The following is a 16301-nucleotide window of genomic DNA, read 5'->3' on the forward strand; positions in this document are numbered from 1 at the left end:
AGTGGGGTCGTAGCTCAGTTGGTAGAGCGCGTCGTTCGCAATGACGAGGTCAGGGGTTCGATTCCCCTCGGCTCCACCAGTTTCACAAAATCATTGGAAAACAAGCGGTTAGAAGAAATTCTCTGCCATGCTGCCTGCCCCTTTCTGCCTAGATTTTTTTTGGGGGACAGTTTCGTGCCATCCCCCGCCGACTCAGCCCCGGCTGACCTTGATGAGACCCGCCTTCATGGCTGCCCGATAGCTGACCTCTCCATGCCCCGGAAGGTTCATCACGATGCTGCCTCCATCGCCGCGACGATGCTTGATGCCTGCCGCGTCCAGGGCCTCCCTCACGGCCTCGGGGTCGATCACGTCCAAGGCTTCCCGGTAGGTGGCTGCCAGCCGCTCAAAGCCCGATGTATCATTGTTCATCATCAGGTCACGAACCGCCTTCTGCATGTCACGATAAAGGCGCTGGTCACCGCCAACGAACTCATCGAACAGTTCAAGGTCATGGACCCCAGCGCCCTCTAGGCGGCTGCTGATGGCGCCATGGAAGCCGTCATAGACTTGCTGCACCTGTTGGGCGATCTGCGCCGGTTCCTGCCCTGACTGCTGCGCCAAGCGTTCTATGACACGGTGGTCAATCCCGCCTGTTTCCGCGACAGCGTTGATTGCCGCAACCTGGGCGCCGGGCATGGTGCTGCTGATGAGCGCGGTGATGGCCGTCTCCGCTTCATCGGATGCCCTGAAGATTTCCCCTTGGAGTTCTCCTTCAGGGTTCCCGTTCGGCTGTCCCTGCTGGGGCTGCTGAGGGGCGGCCTGCGGTGTCCGGTCGCTCCCGGCATCGCCGCTAAAAGAAAAGCCTCCGTTGCCATCCCGGCTGATGAGACCCAAGCTAGTGTTCACCGCCTGACAAATGATACCTAGTTTCTCGCTGTTTTATCGCCGGCAGCGCGAGCTAAGGGTCCAAATCAGCTACGCGAGATCCAAACAGTCACTGGGCGCATCGCACAGGGCTGTTCGATCCACCCCGATGCTCGCCTTAAGGCAGGTATCAGGTGGAGAACACCTAGTGGTCCAGCCCAGAAGAACCAACTTGGTATTAGCAAGAGGCGAACCCAGGGTCGGCTTCGCGTTGTCATCTTTAGGATAGTTATCACCTGATGACAGCCCTTACCAAAGACGCCATAAAGAGCACGTTACCATGGCATCAGGTAGGGCAGATCCTTGATAGTAATCAATCTTACAGAAAACAGGTCGGAAAAGACGGTAACTCGGAAACTGACCTTTGGCCAGGAGGAGATATTTTATGAGTTTGTTGGCGAAGTTCTTCCCGCACCAATCACAGACCTTGACGCCGCTCTAGTCGCGTCGATTTTTATGGCTATGAGTAGGGGCGAGCCTATCCATGTGGCAGGACCTGTCTCCGCAACGCTACTTGAGAACATCGAAGAATTCCAAAGAGCATGGGCTTTGTTGCGTCCTAGTCTATTCAAGGTTGTGCCAATCACGGCTGACGAAGAGATATTAAAACATCAAAGACCTAACTCCGCCGTTATAGCATATTCCGGAGGGGTAGACGCAAATTCCTCTCTTGCTTTCCATATGGAAGGCTATGCGGGTCGCCGAAAAAGAGTGATTGAAGCCGCAGTTTTGATCCACGGGATGGATGTTCCGATAGACAAAGATTTTTCTGTTTTCGAGAATATAGCCAGTGCAACATTAAGCCATTATAACCTCCCGCTAACAGTTGTTCGAACTAACTGGCGGAAATACAATCCTCATTGGGAGATGGTTTTCATTGCCGGCATCACAGGCTGCTTGCATCAATTTGATGTTGGTTACGGCATCCTTAGCAGTGATGAGGACTATGGAAGCATAGTTATGCCTTGGTCCAGCAATCCTGCAACGAACCATCTTCTCAGTGGCATCAGAACCATACAAACTGAAGGAACAGGATTTACTAGAACTCAAAAATTTAGAATGCTTCCCTTGGCACTGACAGAGAACTTAAGAGTTTGCTGGCAGGATGTTGAACTTGGCGCAAATCTCAATTGCGGAAAATGCGAGAAATGCATTCGAACTAAAATGAACTTTGAGGCTAACGGCATGGAGCCGCCAGCGTGCCTAGGTCCAAAGGTATCCCGTTGGGATGCTTTGCGTCCGTTAGCAAAGAATCAAGTGCAAAGAAATTATCTTGTCGATGCGTTGAAGTTCGCCCGGCAAAATGGAGTTGAAGAGGAGTGGGTGAAAACACTTCCGATAGGATTATTCTTCTCCAAACTGAAGGGCCGTACTGCTCCTTTGTCACGGAAAGTGATGCGACGGATGCGTTTAGTTAAAGGGTAGCTTCGGTCGCAGTCTATACCACCTAGTGTTTACCACCTGACAAATGATACTCAGTCTCTCGCTGCTTTACCCTCGGCGGCGAAAGCTGAGGCTCTAAGTCAGTTTTGCGAGATCCAAACCGTCACTGGGCGTATCGCACACGGCTGTTTGGTCCACCCCGATGCTCGCCTTAAGGCAGGTATCTTATGTCAGGTGATGAACACTAGCGGCGATGTTCAAGGTCATACGCCCGCCTTGGATTTCCACGGTATCGTTCCCGTTATACGGGCGGTTCATCACGGGGCTGCCTGTCTTCCCGCTGCGGATGGTGCGTTCAACTTCACCTCCTCGGGCCAGTTCGCTGCCATCGATCCAGCGCCCTTTATGCGCGGGCGTGCGGGTCATGGTCTGTTCGCCGGTCTGGTCATCGGTGCAGATGGTGACTTCGTTGCCGCCCCGGAAGTGCTGTTGCCGGGGGGCTGGCGCATTGGGGTTGCCAAGGCCGGAAGTGTCAGGGGTGCCGCTCTCGAATTGGCCGGTCGCGGGGTCGAAGTAAACTGCCATAGTGATGGTCTTTCTGTTCGGTGTGATGATGTAGCTGGAAGCCCCTCAGGCGCGCGCTGGGCGGCTCTTGAAGGGTTCCCGGTGGGGGTGTGCTGGGAGTTGGCCTAGAGGGCCTGTGCGGCTGGCCTAGTGGGCGATGCGAAGGGATGCCCTGCCGCGCTGAGGTGAGGACTTCCTCATGCTGCGGAGGAACGCTTTGTGATTGTCGTTCTCGCGTTCCGCCAGGTGGTCGAAGGCATCGAGGAACTTCTGTTTCCAGCGCAATGCTTCGGCGCCGGTAAAGCCCATGATGAGGAGGGCCGCGCCGCGCTGGTTGATGGCGTAGACCCGTGACTTGCGGAAGCCGCCTCGGGGCATCGGGGTCAGTTCCAATGTCGGCTCAAAATTGAGCGCACATGAGGGGTCGGTTGCTATCAGCCGGTCAATGTCTCGCATGACGTTCTTGTGCTGCTTGCCGAACAGGTCAGCGACTTGCTTGCTGTTGGTCATGGGCTTGCCATCGCGGCGGAAGACAGCGCCGGTGGGCAGGGTGGTGATGTTCATGGGGTTGCGTCCTTTCGGTGGACATAAAAATACCCCGCCAGGTGGTCCTGCGGGGTGGCGTTAGGGCTGGTCGTGTGGGGGCTAGACCCTGATGGCCTCAGCCTTCCCAGCGTCCAGTGATGGTGGGCACGCTCTGGTCTCTGAGCCAGTCGCCTGTGGCTGCCTCTCCGAGCTGGTCAAATTCAGCCCGAAGGAACTCAACTTCGGTGATAGGCAAACCAACAATGTTGGCAATGTCGGCATCAGTCAGTGCGGTAGCGAGGAGGGCCGCAGCATCTTCCGCAAAGATTGCTTCCGCTTTCTCGACAGTGACCAGGCGGACCAGGTTAACGACTTCGGGACTAATCAACGCAAGCCTGTCATCGTCGGGGGCGCTAGATAGTCTCGGGTCATTGTTGGCAATGCTGACCTTGGGCATCGTGGCCTGAAGGTGCAGAAGTTTCCACGCCTGCCGTTGGCCGCGTGCGTTCTGAAAGTTCATGTTCGGGGTTCTCCTTAGATGTCGGTGAATTGAGAAAGCCCCGTCAGGCTGAACCTACGGGGCGCGTAAGATGGATGATCTTGGTGGGCGGTGGTGGTAGCGGTCAGGGGCGCCGGTAGATGGGGCACCCAGCAGGGAAGCATTGGCGGTCCTGTTCCCATTGGCCGGAAGGCGTTACCCCCATCTCCCGCATATCGTGCCAGTGCTGGCGCATCTCTTGCATGTCAGGGAAGGCCAGGCCCGTTGCAGCCGCTATGGCGTCATTGGTCATGTGGGATTGGCGAACGGCCCTCCAAGCGCTGTTGATGCGCGGGTGAGTGTAGACGGTCAATCGGTTGTCGGGACGATTGGTCATGGGCATCTTTGGGGTTTGATGTTGAAGGTGTCCTGAACGGTGCCCTGCCGTTGGCAGGAGGTGGTTCAGGTTCTTGTTCAAGGGCACATGCGCATGCGCTTCGCGCGGTAGACCCATGATCTTGGTCTATCCGAGGCGTAGCCGATCTGAGTTGCGCGATGAGGTAAAGCCGAAGGTGAACTGCCATGGGCAGGCTATACTTCGGGGCGTGTCATGGTTGCCTGTTCAGGCTGGGTCTTCTCGATAATGACCATGATGAAGTTCTGCCCATTCAGGGCACCTCCGGGTTCTCCTTTATATATGCGGGGGGCGGATTAGCATCGGGTCACAGACAGCGTTCCCGCCGAAGGCGCTGCCAGTAGGTTTCCTTCACGGGGCCGATCAACTCACCTTCGGGTTCCTCCATGACATCTGCGTGGGGCGGGTGGTCTTTCGTGCCAATGGCCTCCTTGATGCCGATGCTCCATCGTTCCCGACAATAGGCGTTCGCTTCCTTGGCGATATTCAGCACATCGCAGTTATGGCTGTCGGGATAGAGTTTGCCGATGGGCGCAGTCCGGCTAGCTGCCAGCAACTTGGGGTCGGTCAAAATATTGCGCAGCTTCGCGTTGCCGACCTTCGCGGCGATGATGAGTTTCGATAGATGGGCGGGACGTTTCCACGGGGCCATGCGGTTTAGATCATAGCAAAGCCATGCCGCGCGGTCGTAATGGTCGCGGTTGCGCTGGGCGTTCTCCGTGGTTCGGGCGCCCCTCGCAGCGTGCCTACTGGTCGCCTTTTGGCATTCCCTGCCGCAGAAACTTTGATTGCTTCGCTTGGGCTGAAACTGAACGCCACACCTAGGGCAGAGCGTGCCGCCTTCCTCTTGCGGTGTCGCGTCAAAGGCCATCAGTCGGTGCCCTTCGCGGGAAACATTCGGGCAGCCAGGACCGGCAGCGAGAGATTTAGCGCGGCGGCCATAATCTCTGACTTGGTGATCTGCCTGCCAGTGCCTTCAACATGGCGCTGGGCCAACGCGTCGATGACATTGGCAACTTCGGGCCGCAGCCGGGCCATACTCCATTGGTCGCTCTCTCGGGTTGCCCCAACGGTTTCCGGTAGGTGTCGCGTGGTGAGCTGGCGTAGGTCGGAGATGAACATGAGGTCGGCGCCGTTGTTGCGGCGGTTGGCTCTGCTTGCCATGGTTTTGAGGTCCTTCTTTGATACAGGATGCGAAAAAGGGTCGCTGGCAGTTCGGCCAACGGGTGCTGCTTGAGAGGGTGCTGAGGGAGGGGTAGAACAGGGACGAGATACGAAACGCTATTGGCGCCCACACACTGAGGCGGGGCGGCACCGTATCTGGTCAGGCATGTGGAAACCCGGCAGGACCTTCCTGACCGGGCCGGTTTCTTTTATCTATAAGGTGGGGATTATCGCTCAGGCTGCCTCCTCTCCATCAAGGACGCGGTAGACGCTGGACCGTGCCACGCCCATGCGCTTGGCAATCTCGGCTGGCCCCATACCATTCGCCCGAAGTTGCTTGATAGCTGCCACGTCAAGGGAAGGCTTGCGGCCCTTGTAGACCCCTGCGGCCTTGGCCTTGGCGATGCCTTCAAGCTGGCGCTCTTTCCGAAGGTTCGTCTCGAACTCAGCGAAGACCCCTAGCATTTGAAAGAAGGCTTTGCCTGCCGGGCTGGTCGTGTCGATAGGCTGTTCCGTCGCCCGCAACTCCACGCCCTTCGCTTCAAGCTGGCGAACGATGGTGGTCAGGTCATCCATGGAACGGGCAAGGCGATCAAGCCGGGTGATGACCAGCACGTCCCCGGATTGCAGGAACTCTAGCAGGGTTGCCAGTTCCTTCCGGCCTTCCAGCTTTGTCCCTGTCACCTTCTCCGAACGGATGATGGTGCAGCCTGCATTGCGCAAGGCGTCCTGTTGAATGGTCAGGTCTTGGTCGGTGGTCGATACGCGGGCGTAACCGTAGGTGGTCATGGCGATGATGTGTCCGAATAGGGTCTAGATGATGAAGGCTTACCGTCCGATAAATCTTAAGTCAACCCTATTCGGACGCCATAACTGTCCGATTGAGATGCCCTCCTGGGGTATACCCAAACAGGACGCCTAGTGCTTCATCGCCCAGGCAGCCATGAAGGGCACCCGAAGGCAGACCTCCCATGCGCCGCTTGGCAGCATGTTGCGATAGAAGGCCACGGGCTTGCCGTGCCCGCTCTCCATAGCTTCATCAGCCCAGGCGCGGCTGGTGACCAGCAGTTCCCAGCAGCCCACGCGCAGGCCAGCGGAGCCGGTGCCCCGGTTCATCGTGATGTTCATGTCATCTGTCCCTTGGATTGTTCGCGCAGTTGGTGCGCTGGTGATCGTATAGGGGCAGCGTTGATCTTCAGTCAAGTCATTGTTTTTATTCTCACATTCGAGAACAGGCACCCACGGGGGAAACGCGCGTTCCTCTTATATGATCTCTGGGCCTCGCATTTTTGCGGTGGAATATTGCTGACCCGGTGCCCGTCGAAGTGCAGACCTTCAGCAGCCCCTTCGGGAAAGCCCGCGTGGTGATGTTCTCGGATGGAACCCCGTGGTTCGTGGCAAAGGATGTCTGTGAGGGGCTGGGCTTCAGTATCGACAAGGGTGTAACCAATCACCTGCTGCGTCTGGACAAGGCACAAAAGCAGACCCTTAGTTTGTCCCGCATTTCAAATGCGGGTCTGATTAGAGACCTTGGTGGACACAAGGTTCGCTTCCTTGTCCTCATCACACGAGGAGGCTTCAACGATATGGTCCTCGAAAGCCGCAAGCCGGTGGCCCGTGAGTATCGCCAATGGGTGACCGACAAGGTTCTGCCTGCCCTTCAGGACACCGGCACGTTCACTTTGTAAATTGCCTTTCCAAAGTCTGAAGCATCTCCCAACCAATCTGGCGCGCCATGAATAATGCTTGATCACGAAGCACCACCTCATTAGTGGAGGCATCGCGCCAACCTTCATCAAACTTCATGAGCTTATATCCTTCGCTATCTAATATCGGGTCTAAATGACGCCCTCCTTCCTGGTCGGTGAGAGAGGTTATTAGTTCCCTGCGGCTAACGAATATCCGATTAATACTGCCTTCTGCCTCGGCAGCCCAGAATATTGGCTCGTCTTCCCACCAATCTTTGAAGCTCAACCAACTATGCACGCTTGGAACTGCTCCAAGGCGCGGCTCCCAAGTTATTCCCCTTTCATTGAATCCAAACATCAAAAGGCGTGGGCTAGCGTAGGAACCAGCTTTCTGGGCTAGGATTTCATCTTTATCCAACTTATCACCAGATGAAAGGAACAGCATGTTTTCCTTTGCGCCAATCTGGGACAAAATAGACTTTGTTCTCTTATAGTCCCAGATCAACGTGTAAATGCTGTTTGCAATACGCTTTCCCTCAGCCAACACCCCTTTGTCGAATGCCTCACAAGAAGATTGCAGAAAGCCAATATGTTCATCCAGTGCAGCTTTTAGTTCTTCTTCAGTTCGCATTATTCCCTCCACAGTCTTTTACTCGTCACTTCATCAAAGATCGAAATCACCGAGCTTTTGTCACAAGGAGTTAGGCAACTTTACGTCCCCTACGCAAGCCTTCAACTGCCCTTCACTGGCTCCCTTCGCATAGACGCTAAAGGTCACGTCGCTCTTGTCTGGCTTGTGCCCGACGATTTCCGCGATGGTCTCCTTGGGGTGCCCCGCATGTCTGGCCTTTGTGGTGAACCAGCGCCGGGCTGAGTGGAAGTTGACCAAGGACCGCCTCACGCCAGCGCGGCGATCATCCACGCCCACGGCCTCGCGGAACCTCTTGAAGCGTTTTCCAAAGGTGTCCCCGGCATCGCGTTCGGCTCTCAGTTCATGGAACAGCCAATCGGTGCTGGCCTTGCCCTCAGTGCGGCGCTTGACGATGGCCTTAAGGTCTTCGTGAATGGGCACCCTACGGGCAGCCGCTTCGGTCTTGCCTTCCTTGATGTCGAACCAATCTCCGTCCACGTCATCGACCCACAAGGTTAGCACCTCGGCAAGCCGCATCCCGGTCAACAGACTGATGGTCGTGGCGTCCCGTATCTGGCTTTCCCAATCGGGCTTCCTCATGGGCCAAGGCGCATACAGCAGCTTGCGCACTTCATCATCGGTGAAGGCTCTTTCCTCCTCCACCTTGCTGCCGCGCTCCACACGCTTGCCGCGCTTCTCTGTCTTCTGACCATCCCAGGGCCAGCCGCTATTGCGGTCCTCCCCTGCTGGGAGGTCGATGTGCCCGCGTCTGGCAAGGTAAAGCCAATACTGCCGCAGGGCGGTCAGGTGCTTTGTCTGGGTGACAGGGTGAAGCGGGTCTATCTCCTCGGTGACATACTTGCCCGCCTGCCTGCGGTCGATGCGATCAAGGGTCAGACCCTTTGAGGCTGCCCATCGGGCCATCTTTCCGACTAGCCCACGGCGCTCTCCGGTGGTCTTGGGGGCAAGCCCTACGGTGGACAGATAGGCTTCAAGATGATGGTCAACCTCCTCGCGCCCCTTGAAGGCATCATTGAAGGCATGGCGCTTGGCATCGTCCTTCCCGTATCGTTCAGCTTCGTCGGCTGCCAAGTCCCGAACTTGTTCAATGGCCTCGGCATCGCCGGAAGCGTGAGCATCGGCAAGGGCTTCGCGCCATAGGCAACCCCATTCGGCTGGCCCTCTGGGCGCCCTTGTCGGTGCCTGTGTAGGTTTCCATCCAGGCAACTCTAAGGTGGTCCTGCGGCCCATCTGGATGTGGCGGAACTGTATGCGAGTCTGGCTTTCCAGTTCGTCGCGGCGGCGCTTGGCCTCTATCACGTCTGCCGTTCGCAGGTTGACCCGAACGAACTGCGGCCCGCCGATGATGGCATGAACGGCCTTTGGTATCTGCTGCCGATACCAAAACACATTCCCTTGCAGCCATAGGTGCCGTTCACCGCCTCGCTTACTCTTGCCTGCCATCCGTCTTCGCCATTCTGCCTAGGTTATTCTGCCTAGGTTTGGGCATTTTCGTCCAGCAATACAAGGAAAAAAGGGCTTTCAGGCGGTCCGGTTTAGCCTCCCCTCGGCTCCACCAGTCTCACCATCCGCAAATCATCCGATGCAGCCCCTGCTTGGCTGCCGTTTCACGACCTGTCCATCTTGCCTGTCGCCAAACTGACCAATCGGCAGGCAGCGCGCACAAACCGTTTGCGCTTGTTGCGTGAACGGTGCCGGAACGCCTTGCGGCGATCGATGCGCCCTTGGCCGTGCCGCGCGATTCAGCCAATCTGCGCTTATGGCCCGGCGCAATGGCGCGCCAATGGTCCGCTCGCAACGATGCGGCAATCCTGAAAGCGTGACGGTTCCGTCCCGGTCCTGCGGGTCCGCGCCGCTGCGCTTTCCGACAGCCACTTGCCACCCCAAGCCGCCATCGGAGCATCCATGTCCGCATTCCCACATCCCGATTCAGGCCGCGCCCTGACCCTGTCCACCGCAGCCTTTACCGTCTGCTTCGCCGTCTGGACGATCTTTTCCATCATCGGCATCCAGATCCGCGACCAGCTTTTCCTGTCCGATACGCAATTCGGCCTGCTGGTCGGGATGCCCATCCTGACCGGGTCGCTGGTCCGCATCGGGCTGGGTGTCGCCACCGACCGGATGGGCGGGCGGCTGGTCTATACGCTGACCATGCTGGCCGCCGCCGCCGCCACGTTCCTGCTGTCCTGGGCCACCACCTATCCGCAGATGCTGCTGGCGGCATTGGGCGTGGGCATCGCGGGCGGCAGCTTCGCCGTGGGCGTGGCCTATGTGTCGCGCTTCTTCGACGGGGCGCGGCAGGGCACCGCGCTTGGCATCTTCGGCGTCGGCAATGTCGGCGCGGCGGTCACGAAATTCGCGGCGCCCTTTGTGATGATCGCCGTGGGCTGGCAGGCCACGGCGCAGATCTGGGCGGGGGTGCTGGCGCTGACCGCCCTGGCCTTCTGGGCGCTGTCCGAGGACGATCCCGTCACCGCCGCCCGGCGCGGCGCCCGCGCGCCCCTGCGCAGCCTGCGGGTGGAATTCGCGCCGCTGCAGAACCTGCGGGTCTGGCGTTTCTCGGCCTATTACTTCTTCAGCTTCGGAGCGTTTGTCGCCCTGGCACTGTGGCTGCCTCATTACCTGATCGGCGTTTACGGCTTTGACGTGAAAACCGCCGGGATGATCGGCGCGGCCTATTCGATCCCCGCCTCGATCTTTCGCTCCTATGGCGGGGTGCTGTCCGACCGGATCGGCGCGCGTAGCGTGATGTATGCGACCTTCCTGGTGTCACTGGCGGCGACAGGCATCCTGGCGCTGATCCCCGACCTGCCGGTGGGGGGGTTCCTGGCGGTGATCTTCACGCTGGGCTTTTTCATGAGCCTGGGCAAGGCCGCCGTCTACAAGCACATCCCGACCTATTACCCGCAAAACGTGGGCGCCGTCGGTGGCTTGGTCGGGATGATCGGCGGCTTGGGCGGGTTCGTCCTGCCGCTGCTGTTCGGCTGGCTGAAGGATCAGACCGGATCCTGGTCAAGCTGCTTTGCCGTCCTGTTCGTGCTGGTGGCGGGCTGCACCCTGTGGATGCACCTGTCGATCCGCCAGTCCCGCACCGCCCCGCAACCCGCCTGAAGGGAAAACCCATGAAAAAGAAACTTGTCGTCATCGGGGCGGGCATGGCCTCGGGCCGGATGCTGGAACACCTGTTCGACGCCGCACCCGGCGCCTGGGACGTAACCCTGTTCAACGCCGAGCCGCGCGGCAACTATAACCGGCTGATGCTGTCGCCGGTGCTGTCGGGTGAAAAAACCTATGACCAGATCGTCACCCATGACGACGCGTGGTATTCCGCCCACGGCGTCGATTGCCGGTTCGGAGAACCGGTTGTCCGCATCGACCGCAAGAACCGGGTGGTTTATTCGAACAGCGGCGGCGCGCCCTACGACGCCCTGGTGATCGCCACGGGTTCTGCGCCCTTTATCATTCCGGTGCCGGGCAAGGATCTGCCAGGGGTCGTCGCCTATCGCGACCTGGAGGACACCCAGGCGATGATGGACACAGCAGGCAAGGACGCCGTGGTCATCGGCGGCGGCCTGCTGGGGCTGGAGGCCGCGGCGGGTATGGCCGCACGTGGCGCCCGCGTGACCGTGATCCACCTGATGGGGCATCTGATGGAACGCCAGCTTGATCCGGCGGCGGGGTATCTGTTGCAGCGCGACCTGGAAAAGCGCGGCATCGCCGTTCATTGCAAGGGCGCGACCAAGGCCATTTTTGGCACCGACCGTGCCGAGGCCGTGCTGCTGGAGGACGGCACCGTCTATCCCGCAGACCTGGTCTGCATGGCCGTGGGCATCCGCCCCGAAACCCGCATTGCCGTGGACGCGCATCTGGAGGTCGAGCGCGGCATCGTGGTGGACGACGCGCTGCGCACCAGCGACCCGGCGATCTTCGCGCTTGGCGAATGCGTGGAACATCGCGGCCAGGTCTTTGGACTAGTCGCGCCGCTTTACGATCAGGCCAAGGTTCTGGCGCAGACCCTTCTGGGCGCGGATGCCGTCTTTGCCCCCGTCCAGACCGCCACGAAGCTGAAGGTGACGGGCTGCGACCTGTTCAGCGCGGGCGATTTCGCCGACGGGCCGCGGCGCGAGGATATCGTGTTCCGCGATCCGGGGCGTGGCATCTACAAGCGCCTGGTGCTGGAAAACGACCGCATCATCGGGGTGGTGATGTATGGCGACACCGCGGATGGCGCCTGGTTCTATGGGCTGATGAAGGACGGCACCGACATCGGTCCGATGCGCGACACGCTGATCTTCGGCCCGGCTTTCCAGGGGGGTGCCGCCCCGGACCCTATGGCGGCCGTTGCAGCCTTGCCGCCTGAGGCGGAAATCTGCGGCTGCAACGGCGTTTCCAAGGGCGCGATCATGGATGCGGTGGCAGGCGGCGCCTGCACGCTGGACGCGATGCGGTCCTGCACCAAGGCAAGCGCCTCGTGCGGCACCTGCACCGGCCTTGTGCAGCAGGTGATGGCCCTGGCCCTGGGCGGCGCCGTTCAGGACGCCCCCGAAGGGATGTGCAAATGCACCGACCACACGCACGAGGATGTGCGCCGCCTGATCCGGTCCATGGGGCTGAAGTCGATCCCTGCCGTGATGCAGGACCTGGGGTGGCGGTCTGTCGGGGGGTGTCATTCCTGCCGCCCGGCACTGAACTACTATCTGCTGGCGGAATGGCCGCTGGAATACCGCGACGACCGGCAGTCGCGTTTCGTCAATGAAAGGAACCACGCCAATATCCAGAAGGACGGCACCTACTCGGTCGTCCCCCGGATGTGGGGCGGCGTGACCACGCCGGCGGAACTGCGCGCCATCGCCGACGCGGCCGAGAAATACGACGTGCCGATGGTCAAGGTGACGGGCGGGCAGCGGATCGACCTGCTGGGCGTGCGCAAGGAAGACCTGCCGCATATGTGGGCCGACCTGAATGCGGCGGGCCTTGTCAGCGGCCATGCCTATTCCAAGGGGCTGCGCACGGTCAAGACCTGCGTCGGCAAGGAATTCTGCCGCGTGGGCACGCAGGATTCGACCGGCCTGGGCATCAGGCTGGAAAAGCTGATGTGGGGATCCTGGACGCCCCACAAGCTGAAGCTGGGCGTTAGCGGCTGTCCCAGGAATTGCGCCGAGGCCACCTGCAAGGACATCGGCGTGGTCTGCGTGGACAGCGGCTATAACATTTCCATTGGCGGGGCCGCGGGAATGGAGGTGCGCGAGACCGTGCCCCTGGCCTCGACCCCGTCCGAGGATGAAACGGTCCAGATCATCCTGGCCGTAACCCAGCTTTACCGGGAAAACGCCCGCTATCTGGACCGCATCTGGAAATGGATGGGCAAGGTGGGCCTTGACTGGATCCGCGCGCAGGTCGTGGACGATCTGGAAAACCGCGCCGCCTTGGTCGAACGGTTCCAGATCAGCCAGTCCGTTTATCGCCGCGACCCCTGGGCCGATCTCTCCACCCCGTCCGAGACGCCCAAATGGGCGCCCCTTGCCGACCTGACGCTGGAGGCAGCCGAATGACCATCTTTGTCGATATTGGATCGCTGGACGACATCCCCGCACAGGGCGCGCGCCTGGTCAAGACCGCGCAGGGCTGCGTGGCCGTGTTCCGCACCGCCGACGACCGGGTCTTCGCCCTGGAGGACCGGTGCCCCCACAAGGGCGGGCCGCTGTCCGAAGGCATCGTCCACGGCACTTCCGTCACCTGCCCGCTGCACAACTGGGTCTTCGACATGAACACCGGGCAGGCGCAAGGCGCGGATCAGGGGATGGTGTGCACCTATCCCGTCAAGGTGCAGGAGGGACGCATCCTGATCGACGCCAGCCTGATCCGCCGCAGCGCCGCCGCATAGGGGGGACATCCATGACCATCCATCCCCCCCGCCCCGCCATCCGCACGACCTGCCCCTATTGCGGCGTCGGCTGCGGGGTTCTGGCAACCCCGGACGGCGCGGGCGGATTGGCGGTCGCGGGCGATCCCCGCCACCCCGCGAATTTCGGACGGCTCTGCGTCAAGGGCAGCGCCCTGGGTGAAACGGTGGGACTTGCGGGACGACTGCTCGCCCCCCGGATCGGCGGGCAAGAGGCAAGCTGGGATCAGGCGCTTGATCTGGTGGCGCGGCGGTTCTCGGACAGCATCGCGGAACACGGGCCGGATTCGGTGGCGATGTATGTCTCGGGCCAGTTGCTGACGGAGGATTACTATGTCGCCAACAAGCTGATGAAGGGTTTCATCGGCAGCGCCAATATAGACACGAATTCGCGGTTGTGCATGGCGTCATCCGTTGCGGGCCATCGCCGTGCCTTCGGAAGCGACACCGTGCCGGGTCTTTACGAGGATCTGGAACAGGCCGATTGCGTGGTTCTGGTGGGATCGAACCTGGCCTGGTGCCATCCGGTCCTGTATCAGCGCCTGGCCGCCGCGCGACAGGCGCGGGGGACCAGGGTGGTCGTCGTGGACCCCCGCCGCACCGCCACCTGCGACATCGCGGATCTGCACCTGCCGCTGGCAGCGGGATCGGATGGGGTGCTGTTCAACCTGCTGCTGGCCGAGATCCACCGGCGCGGGCTTGCAACGGAAAACCCCGATGGCCTGGCAGATGCGATTGCGGCGGCACAAGCCACCCTGCCTGCCCCCACCGCCCTGCCCCACAGCGCGCTGCGGCAGTTCATGGACCTGTGGTGCGGCAGCGAACGGGTCGTCACCGTTCATTCCCAGGGCATCAACCAGTCCGACAGCGGCACGGACAAGGTGAACGCGATCCTGAACTGTCACCTGGCGACCGGCCGCATCGGACGTCCCGGCATGGGACCGTTCAGCGTCACCGGCCAGCCCAATGCCATGGGCGGCCGAGAGGTGGGGGGACTGGCCAATATGCTGGCCTGCCACCTGGACATCGAAAACCCCGCGCACTGGGATGCCGTGCAGGCCTTCTGGAACGGCCCCCGCATGGCCGCCAATCCGGGCCTCAAGGCCGTGGATATGTTCCATGCGGTCGAGGACGGGCGGATCAAGGCGCTGTGGATCATCTGCACCAACCCCGCCGCCACCATGCCCGAGGCTGACCGCGTGGCGCGCGCCATCGCGCGCTGCGATTTCGTCGTGGTGTCCGACATGACCGCCCGGACCGACACGACCCGGCTGGCCCATGTGCTGCTGCCCGCGACGGGATGGGGTGAAAAGGACGGAACCGTCACCAATTCCGAACGCCGCATCAGCCGCCAGCGGCGCGTTCTTCCCGCCGCAGGCCAAGCCCGCGACGACTGGCGCATCATCGCCGATGTTGCGGCCCGCATGGGCTGGGGGGATGCCTTTGCCTGGGACAGCCCGGCGCAGGTCTTTGCCGAACACGCCGGCCTGTCGGGGATCGCGGGCGGGCTTGGCAGCGACTTCGACATCTCAACCCTTGGCGGGATCACGCCCGCGAAATACGACGCGATGGAGCCGTTCCTGTGGCCGCAATCGGCCTTGCGCCAAGGCGGGCGGTTCTTTGGGGACGGGCGGTTTCATACCCCATCGGGCAAGGCGCGGATGGTTCCGGTGACGCCCTGCCTGCCGCAGCCCGTCGGCGGGGCGTATCCTTTCCGCCTGAACACCGGGCGGGTGCGCGACCATTGGCACACGATGACCCGCACCGCCCTGTCGCCGCGCTTGTCGCGCCATTTGGCCGAGCCCTTCCTGGAACTGCACCCCGCCGACGCCGCCCGGTTGGGCCTGGTCCCGGCCGCATTGGCCGAGGTATCCAGCCCCCATGGCCACGCCATCCTGCGCGTGCTGGTCACGGATCGCGTGGCACCCGGTCATCCCTTCGCGCCGATCCACTGGACAGGGGAAACAGCCCCCAGCGGGCGCATTGATACCTTGGTCCCGGCGCTGACCGACCCGATCTCGGGCCAGCCTGCGCTGAAATCGGCCGCCGTGGCGATCCGGCCCTTTGCGGCGGCCTGGTATGGCTTTGCCGTCTCGACCAGAACCATCCGGCCCGATTGCGCATACTGGGCGCGCGCCGCATTGCCCATGGGGCAGCAGGCCGAGCTTGCGGCGCTGGCGGAACCCCCGGACTGGGCCGCTGCGGCCCGTGCGATGCTGGGCGCAAGGGGGGAACCGCTGACCGTCAGCGACCAACGCCATGGCATCCTGCGCATGGGTTTTGTCGAAGACGGCAAGCTTCAGGCCGCGCTGTTCGTGGCCCGTGAACCGGCCGCCTTGTCGCGCAGCCATGTCGCCGCCGCCCTGGGGACGGATTGCACGGGTGCGGTCCTGGCCGGGCGGGCGGGAACCGGCCAGCCGGACGAAGGCGCCCTGGTCTGCGCCTGCCTGGGCTTGGGGACCAACACCATCTTGCGCGGCATCGCCTCGCAGAAGCTGATGACGGTCGAGGCGATCGGCCAGGCGCTTGGCGCGGGCACGAATTGCGGATCCTGCCGCCCGGAACTGCGGACCTTGCTGGCGGCGGCTCAAACGAAAACAGCCGCCCGGTAAGGGGCGGCTGCG

At 61.2% G+C, this 16301-nt stretch carries 16 protein-coding genes and 1 tRNA gene; 7 read left to right on the top strand and 10 right to left on the bottom strand.

Annotated elements, in window-relative coordinates; genetic code table 11:
• The first annotated feature begins 3 nt into the window (after positions 1 to 3).
• Positions 4 to 79, top strand: a tRNA-Ala gene (locus LZ585_RS09710).
• A gap of 113 nt (positions 80 to 192) precedes the next feature.
• On the opposite strand, the gene LZ585_RS09715 is transcribed toward LZ585_RS09710, so the two are convergent.
• Positions 193 to 876: a hypothetical protein gene (locus LZ585_RS09715; RefSeq protein ID WP_234853378.1), complete on the bottom strand. Its 684-nt coding sequence runs from the start codon at positions 874 to 876 to the stop codon at positions 193 to 195.
• Between the two features lie 333 nt (positions 877 to 1209).
• Here LZ585_RS09715 and LZ585_RS09720 point away from each other — a divergent pair, with 333 nt between their 5' ends.
• Positions 1210 to 2331 (top strand): hypothetical protein, encoded by a 1122-nt coding sequence (locus tag LZ585_RS09720; protein ID WP_234853379.1) that lies wholly within the window; start codon positions 1210 to 1212, stop codon positions 2329 to 2331.
• A 183-nt stretch (positions 2332 to 2514) separates the two neighbouring features.
• Here LZ585_RS09720 and LZ585_RS09725 read toward each other — a convergent pair whose 3' ends face one another.
• From LZ585_RS09725 to LZ585_RS09755, 7 genes are all read right to left on the bottom strand, one after another.
• The gene (locus LZ585_RS09725) at positions 2515 to 2874 is read right to left on the bottom strand and encodes a hypothetical protein (protein ID WP_234853380.1); all 360 of its coding nucleotides are present in this window, start codon (positions 2872 to 2874) and stop codon (positions 2515 to 2517) included.
• A 126-nt stretch (positions 2875 to 3000) separates the two neighbouring features.
• Positions 3001 to 3417, bottom strand: a complete 417-nt coding sequence (locus LZ585_RS09730) for a Rha family transcriptional regulator (RefSeq protein WP_234853381.1) — start codon at positions 3415 to 3417, stop codon at positions 3001 to 3003.
• A gap of 97 nt (positions 3418 to 3514) precedes the next feature.
• A complete protein-coding gene (locus tag LZ585_RS09735; protein WP_234853382.1) occupies positions 3515 to 3898 on the bottom strand; it encodes a hypothetical protein in 384 nt (127 codons plus the stop codon).
• 680 nt (positions 3899 to 4578) lie between these two features.
• Positions 4579 to 5142: a hypothetical protein gene (locus LZ585_RS09740; protein ID WP_234853383.1), complete on the bottom strand. Its 564-nt coding sequence runs from the start codon at positions 5140 to 5142 to the stop codon at positions 4579 to 4581.
• On the bottom strand, positions 5142 to 5435 hold the full coding sequence (locus tag LZ585_RS09745) for a hypothetical protein (RefSeq protein WP_234853384.1): 294 nt from the start codon (positions 5433 to 5435) through the stop codon (positions 5142 to 5144). Before LZ585_RS09745 ends, LZ585_RS09740 begins: the two co-directional genes overlap by 1 nt.
• A 234-nt stretch (positions 5436 to 5669) precedes the next feature.
• Complete coding sequence (locus LZ585_RS09750) at positions 5670 to 6224, bottom strand: recombinase family protein (protein ID WP_234853385.1); 555 nt, start codon at positions 6222 to 6224, stop codon at positions 5670 to 5672.
• A 129-nt stretch (positions 6225 to 6353) separates the two neighbouring features.
• Positions 6354 to 6563 (bottom strand): hypothetical protein, encoded by a 210-nt coding sequence (locus LZ585_RS09755; protein ID WP_234853386.1) that lies wholly within the window; start codon positions 6561 to 6563, stop codon positions 6354 to 6356.
• Between the two features lie 185 nt (positions 6564 to 6748).
• On the opposite strand from LZ585_RS09755, the gene LZ585_RS09760 reads away from it, so the two are divergent.
• Complete coding sequence (locus tag LZ585_RS09760; protein ID WP_234853387.1) at positions 6749 to 7123, top strand: BRO-N domain-containing protein; 375 nt, start codon at positions 6749 to 6751, stop codon at positions 7121 to 7123.
• On the opposite strand, the gene LZ585_RS09765 is transcribed toward LZ585_RS09760, so the two are convergent.
• Positions 7113 to 7754 (bottom strand): hypothetical protein, encoded by a 642-nt coding sequence (locus tag LZ585_RS09765; RefSeq protein ID WP_234853388.1) that lies wholly within the window; start codon positions 7752 to 7754, stop codon positions 7113 to 7115. The genes LZ585_RS09760 and LZ585_RS09765 overlap by 11 nt on opposite strands.
• Positions 7755 to 7814: 60 nt before the next feature.
• The gene (locus LZ585_RS09770) at positions 7815 to 9218 is read right to left on the bottom strand and encodes a tyrosine-type recombinase/integrase (RefSeq protein ID WP_234853389.1); all 1404 of its coding nucleotides are present in this window, start codon (positions 9216 to 9218) and stop codon (positions 7815 to 7817) included.
• Between the two features lie 462 nt (positions 9219 to 9680).
• Between LZ585_RS09770 and LZ585_RS09775 the strand changes: the two genes are divergently transcribed.
• From LZ585_RS09775 to LZ585_RS09790, 4 genes are read left to right on the top strand one after another with little or no spacing between them, the layout of a single operon-like run.
• Positions 9681 to 10886: an MFS transporter gene (locus tag LZ585_RS09775; protein ID WP_234853390.1), complete on the top strand. Its 1206-nt coding sequence runs from the start codon at positions 9681 to 9683 to the stop codon at positions 10884 to 10886.
• 11 nt (positions 10887 to 10897) lie between these two features.
• Entirely contained in the window at positions 10898 to 13327 is a 2430-nt protein-coding gene (gene nirB / locus LZ585_RS09780) for a nitrite reductase large subunit NirB (RefSeq protein ID WP_234853391.1), read from the top strand.
• Positions 13324 to 13659 carry a nitrite reductase small subunit NirD gene (gene nirD / locus LZ585_RS09785; RefSeq protein ID WP_234853392.1) on the top strand — a complete coding sequence of 112 codons (336 nt, stop codon included), beginning with the start codon at positions 13324 to 13326 and terminating at the stop codon, positions 13657 to 13659. Before nirB ends, nirD begins: the two co-directional genes overlap by 4 nt.
• An 11-nt stretch (positions 13660 to 13670) precedes the next feature.
• The gene (locus tag LZ585_RS09790) at positions 13671 to 16289 is read left to right on the top strand and encodes a nitrate reductase (RefSeq protein WP_234853393.1); all 2619 of its coding nucleotides are present in this window, start codon (positions 13671 to 13673) and stop codon (positions 16287 to 16289) included.
• Positions 16290 to 16301 lie beyond the last annotated feature (12 nt).

Origin of the sequence: Paracoccus everestensis (assembly GCF_021491915.1) — a bacterium.
GTDB lineage: Bacteria > Pseudomonadota > Alphaproteobacteria > Rhodobacterales > Rhodobacteraceae > Paracoccus > Paracoccus everestensis.

Coding starts and splice junctions, on each gene's coding strand:
- LZ585_RS09725 (WP_234853380.1), bottom strand. CDS start 2,874: ATGGCAGTTTACTTCGACCCCGCGACCGGCCAATTCGAGAGCGGCACC.
- LZ585_RS09730 (WP_234853381.1), bottom strand. CDS start 3,417: ATGAACATCACCACCCTGCCCACCGGCGCTGTCTTCCGCCGCGATGGC.
- LZ585_RS09735 (WP_234853382.1), bottom strand. CDS start 3,898: ATGAACTTTCAGAACGCACGCGGCCAACGGCAGGCGTGGAAACTTCTG.
- LZ585_RS09740 (WP_234853383.1), bottom strand. CDS start 5,142: ATGGCCTTTGACGCGACACCGCAAGAGGAAGGCGGCACGCTCTGCCCT.
- LZ585_RS09745 (WP_234853384.1), bottom strand. CDS start 5,435: ATGGCAAGCAGAGCCAACCGCCGCAACAACGGCGCCGACCTCATGTTC.
- LZ585_RS09750 (WP_234853385.1), bottom strand. CDS start 6,224: ATGACCACCTACGGTTACGCCCGCGTATCGACCACCGACCAAGACCTG.
- LZ585_RS09755 (WP_234853386.1), bottom strand. CDS start 6,563: ATGAACATCACGATGAACCGGGGCACCGGCTCCGCTGGCCTGCGCGTG.
- LZ585_RS09765 (WP_234853388.1), bottom strand. CDS start 7,754: ATGCGAACTGAAGAAGAACTAAAAGCTGCACTGGATGAACATATTGGC.
- LZ585_RS09770 (WP_234853389.1), bottom strand. CDS start 9,218: ATGGCAGGCAAGAGTAAGCGAGGCGGTGAACGGCACCTATGGCTGCAA.
- LZ585_RS09775 (WP_234853390.1), top strand. CDS start 9,681: ATGTCCGCATTCCCACATCCCGATTCAGGCCGCGCCCTGACCCTGTCC.
- nirB (WP_234853391.1), top strand. CDS start 10,898: ATGAAAAAGAAACTTGTCGTCATCGGGGCGGGCATGGCCTCGGGCCGG.
- nirD (WP_234853392.1), top strand. CDS start 13,324: ATGACCATCTTTGTCGATATTGGATCGCTGGACGACATCCCCGCACAG.
- LZ585_RS09790 (WP_234853393.1), top strand. CDS start 13,671: ATGACCATCCATCCCCCCCGCCCCGCCATCCGCACGACCTGCCCCTAT.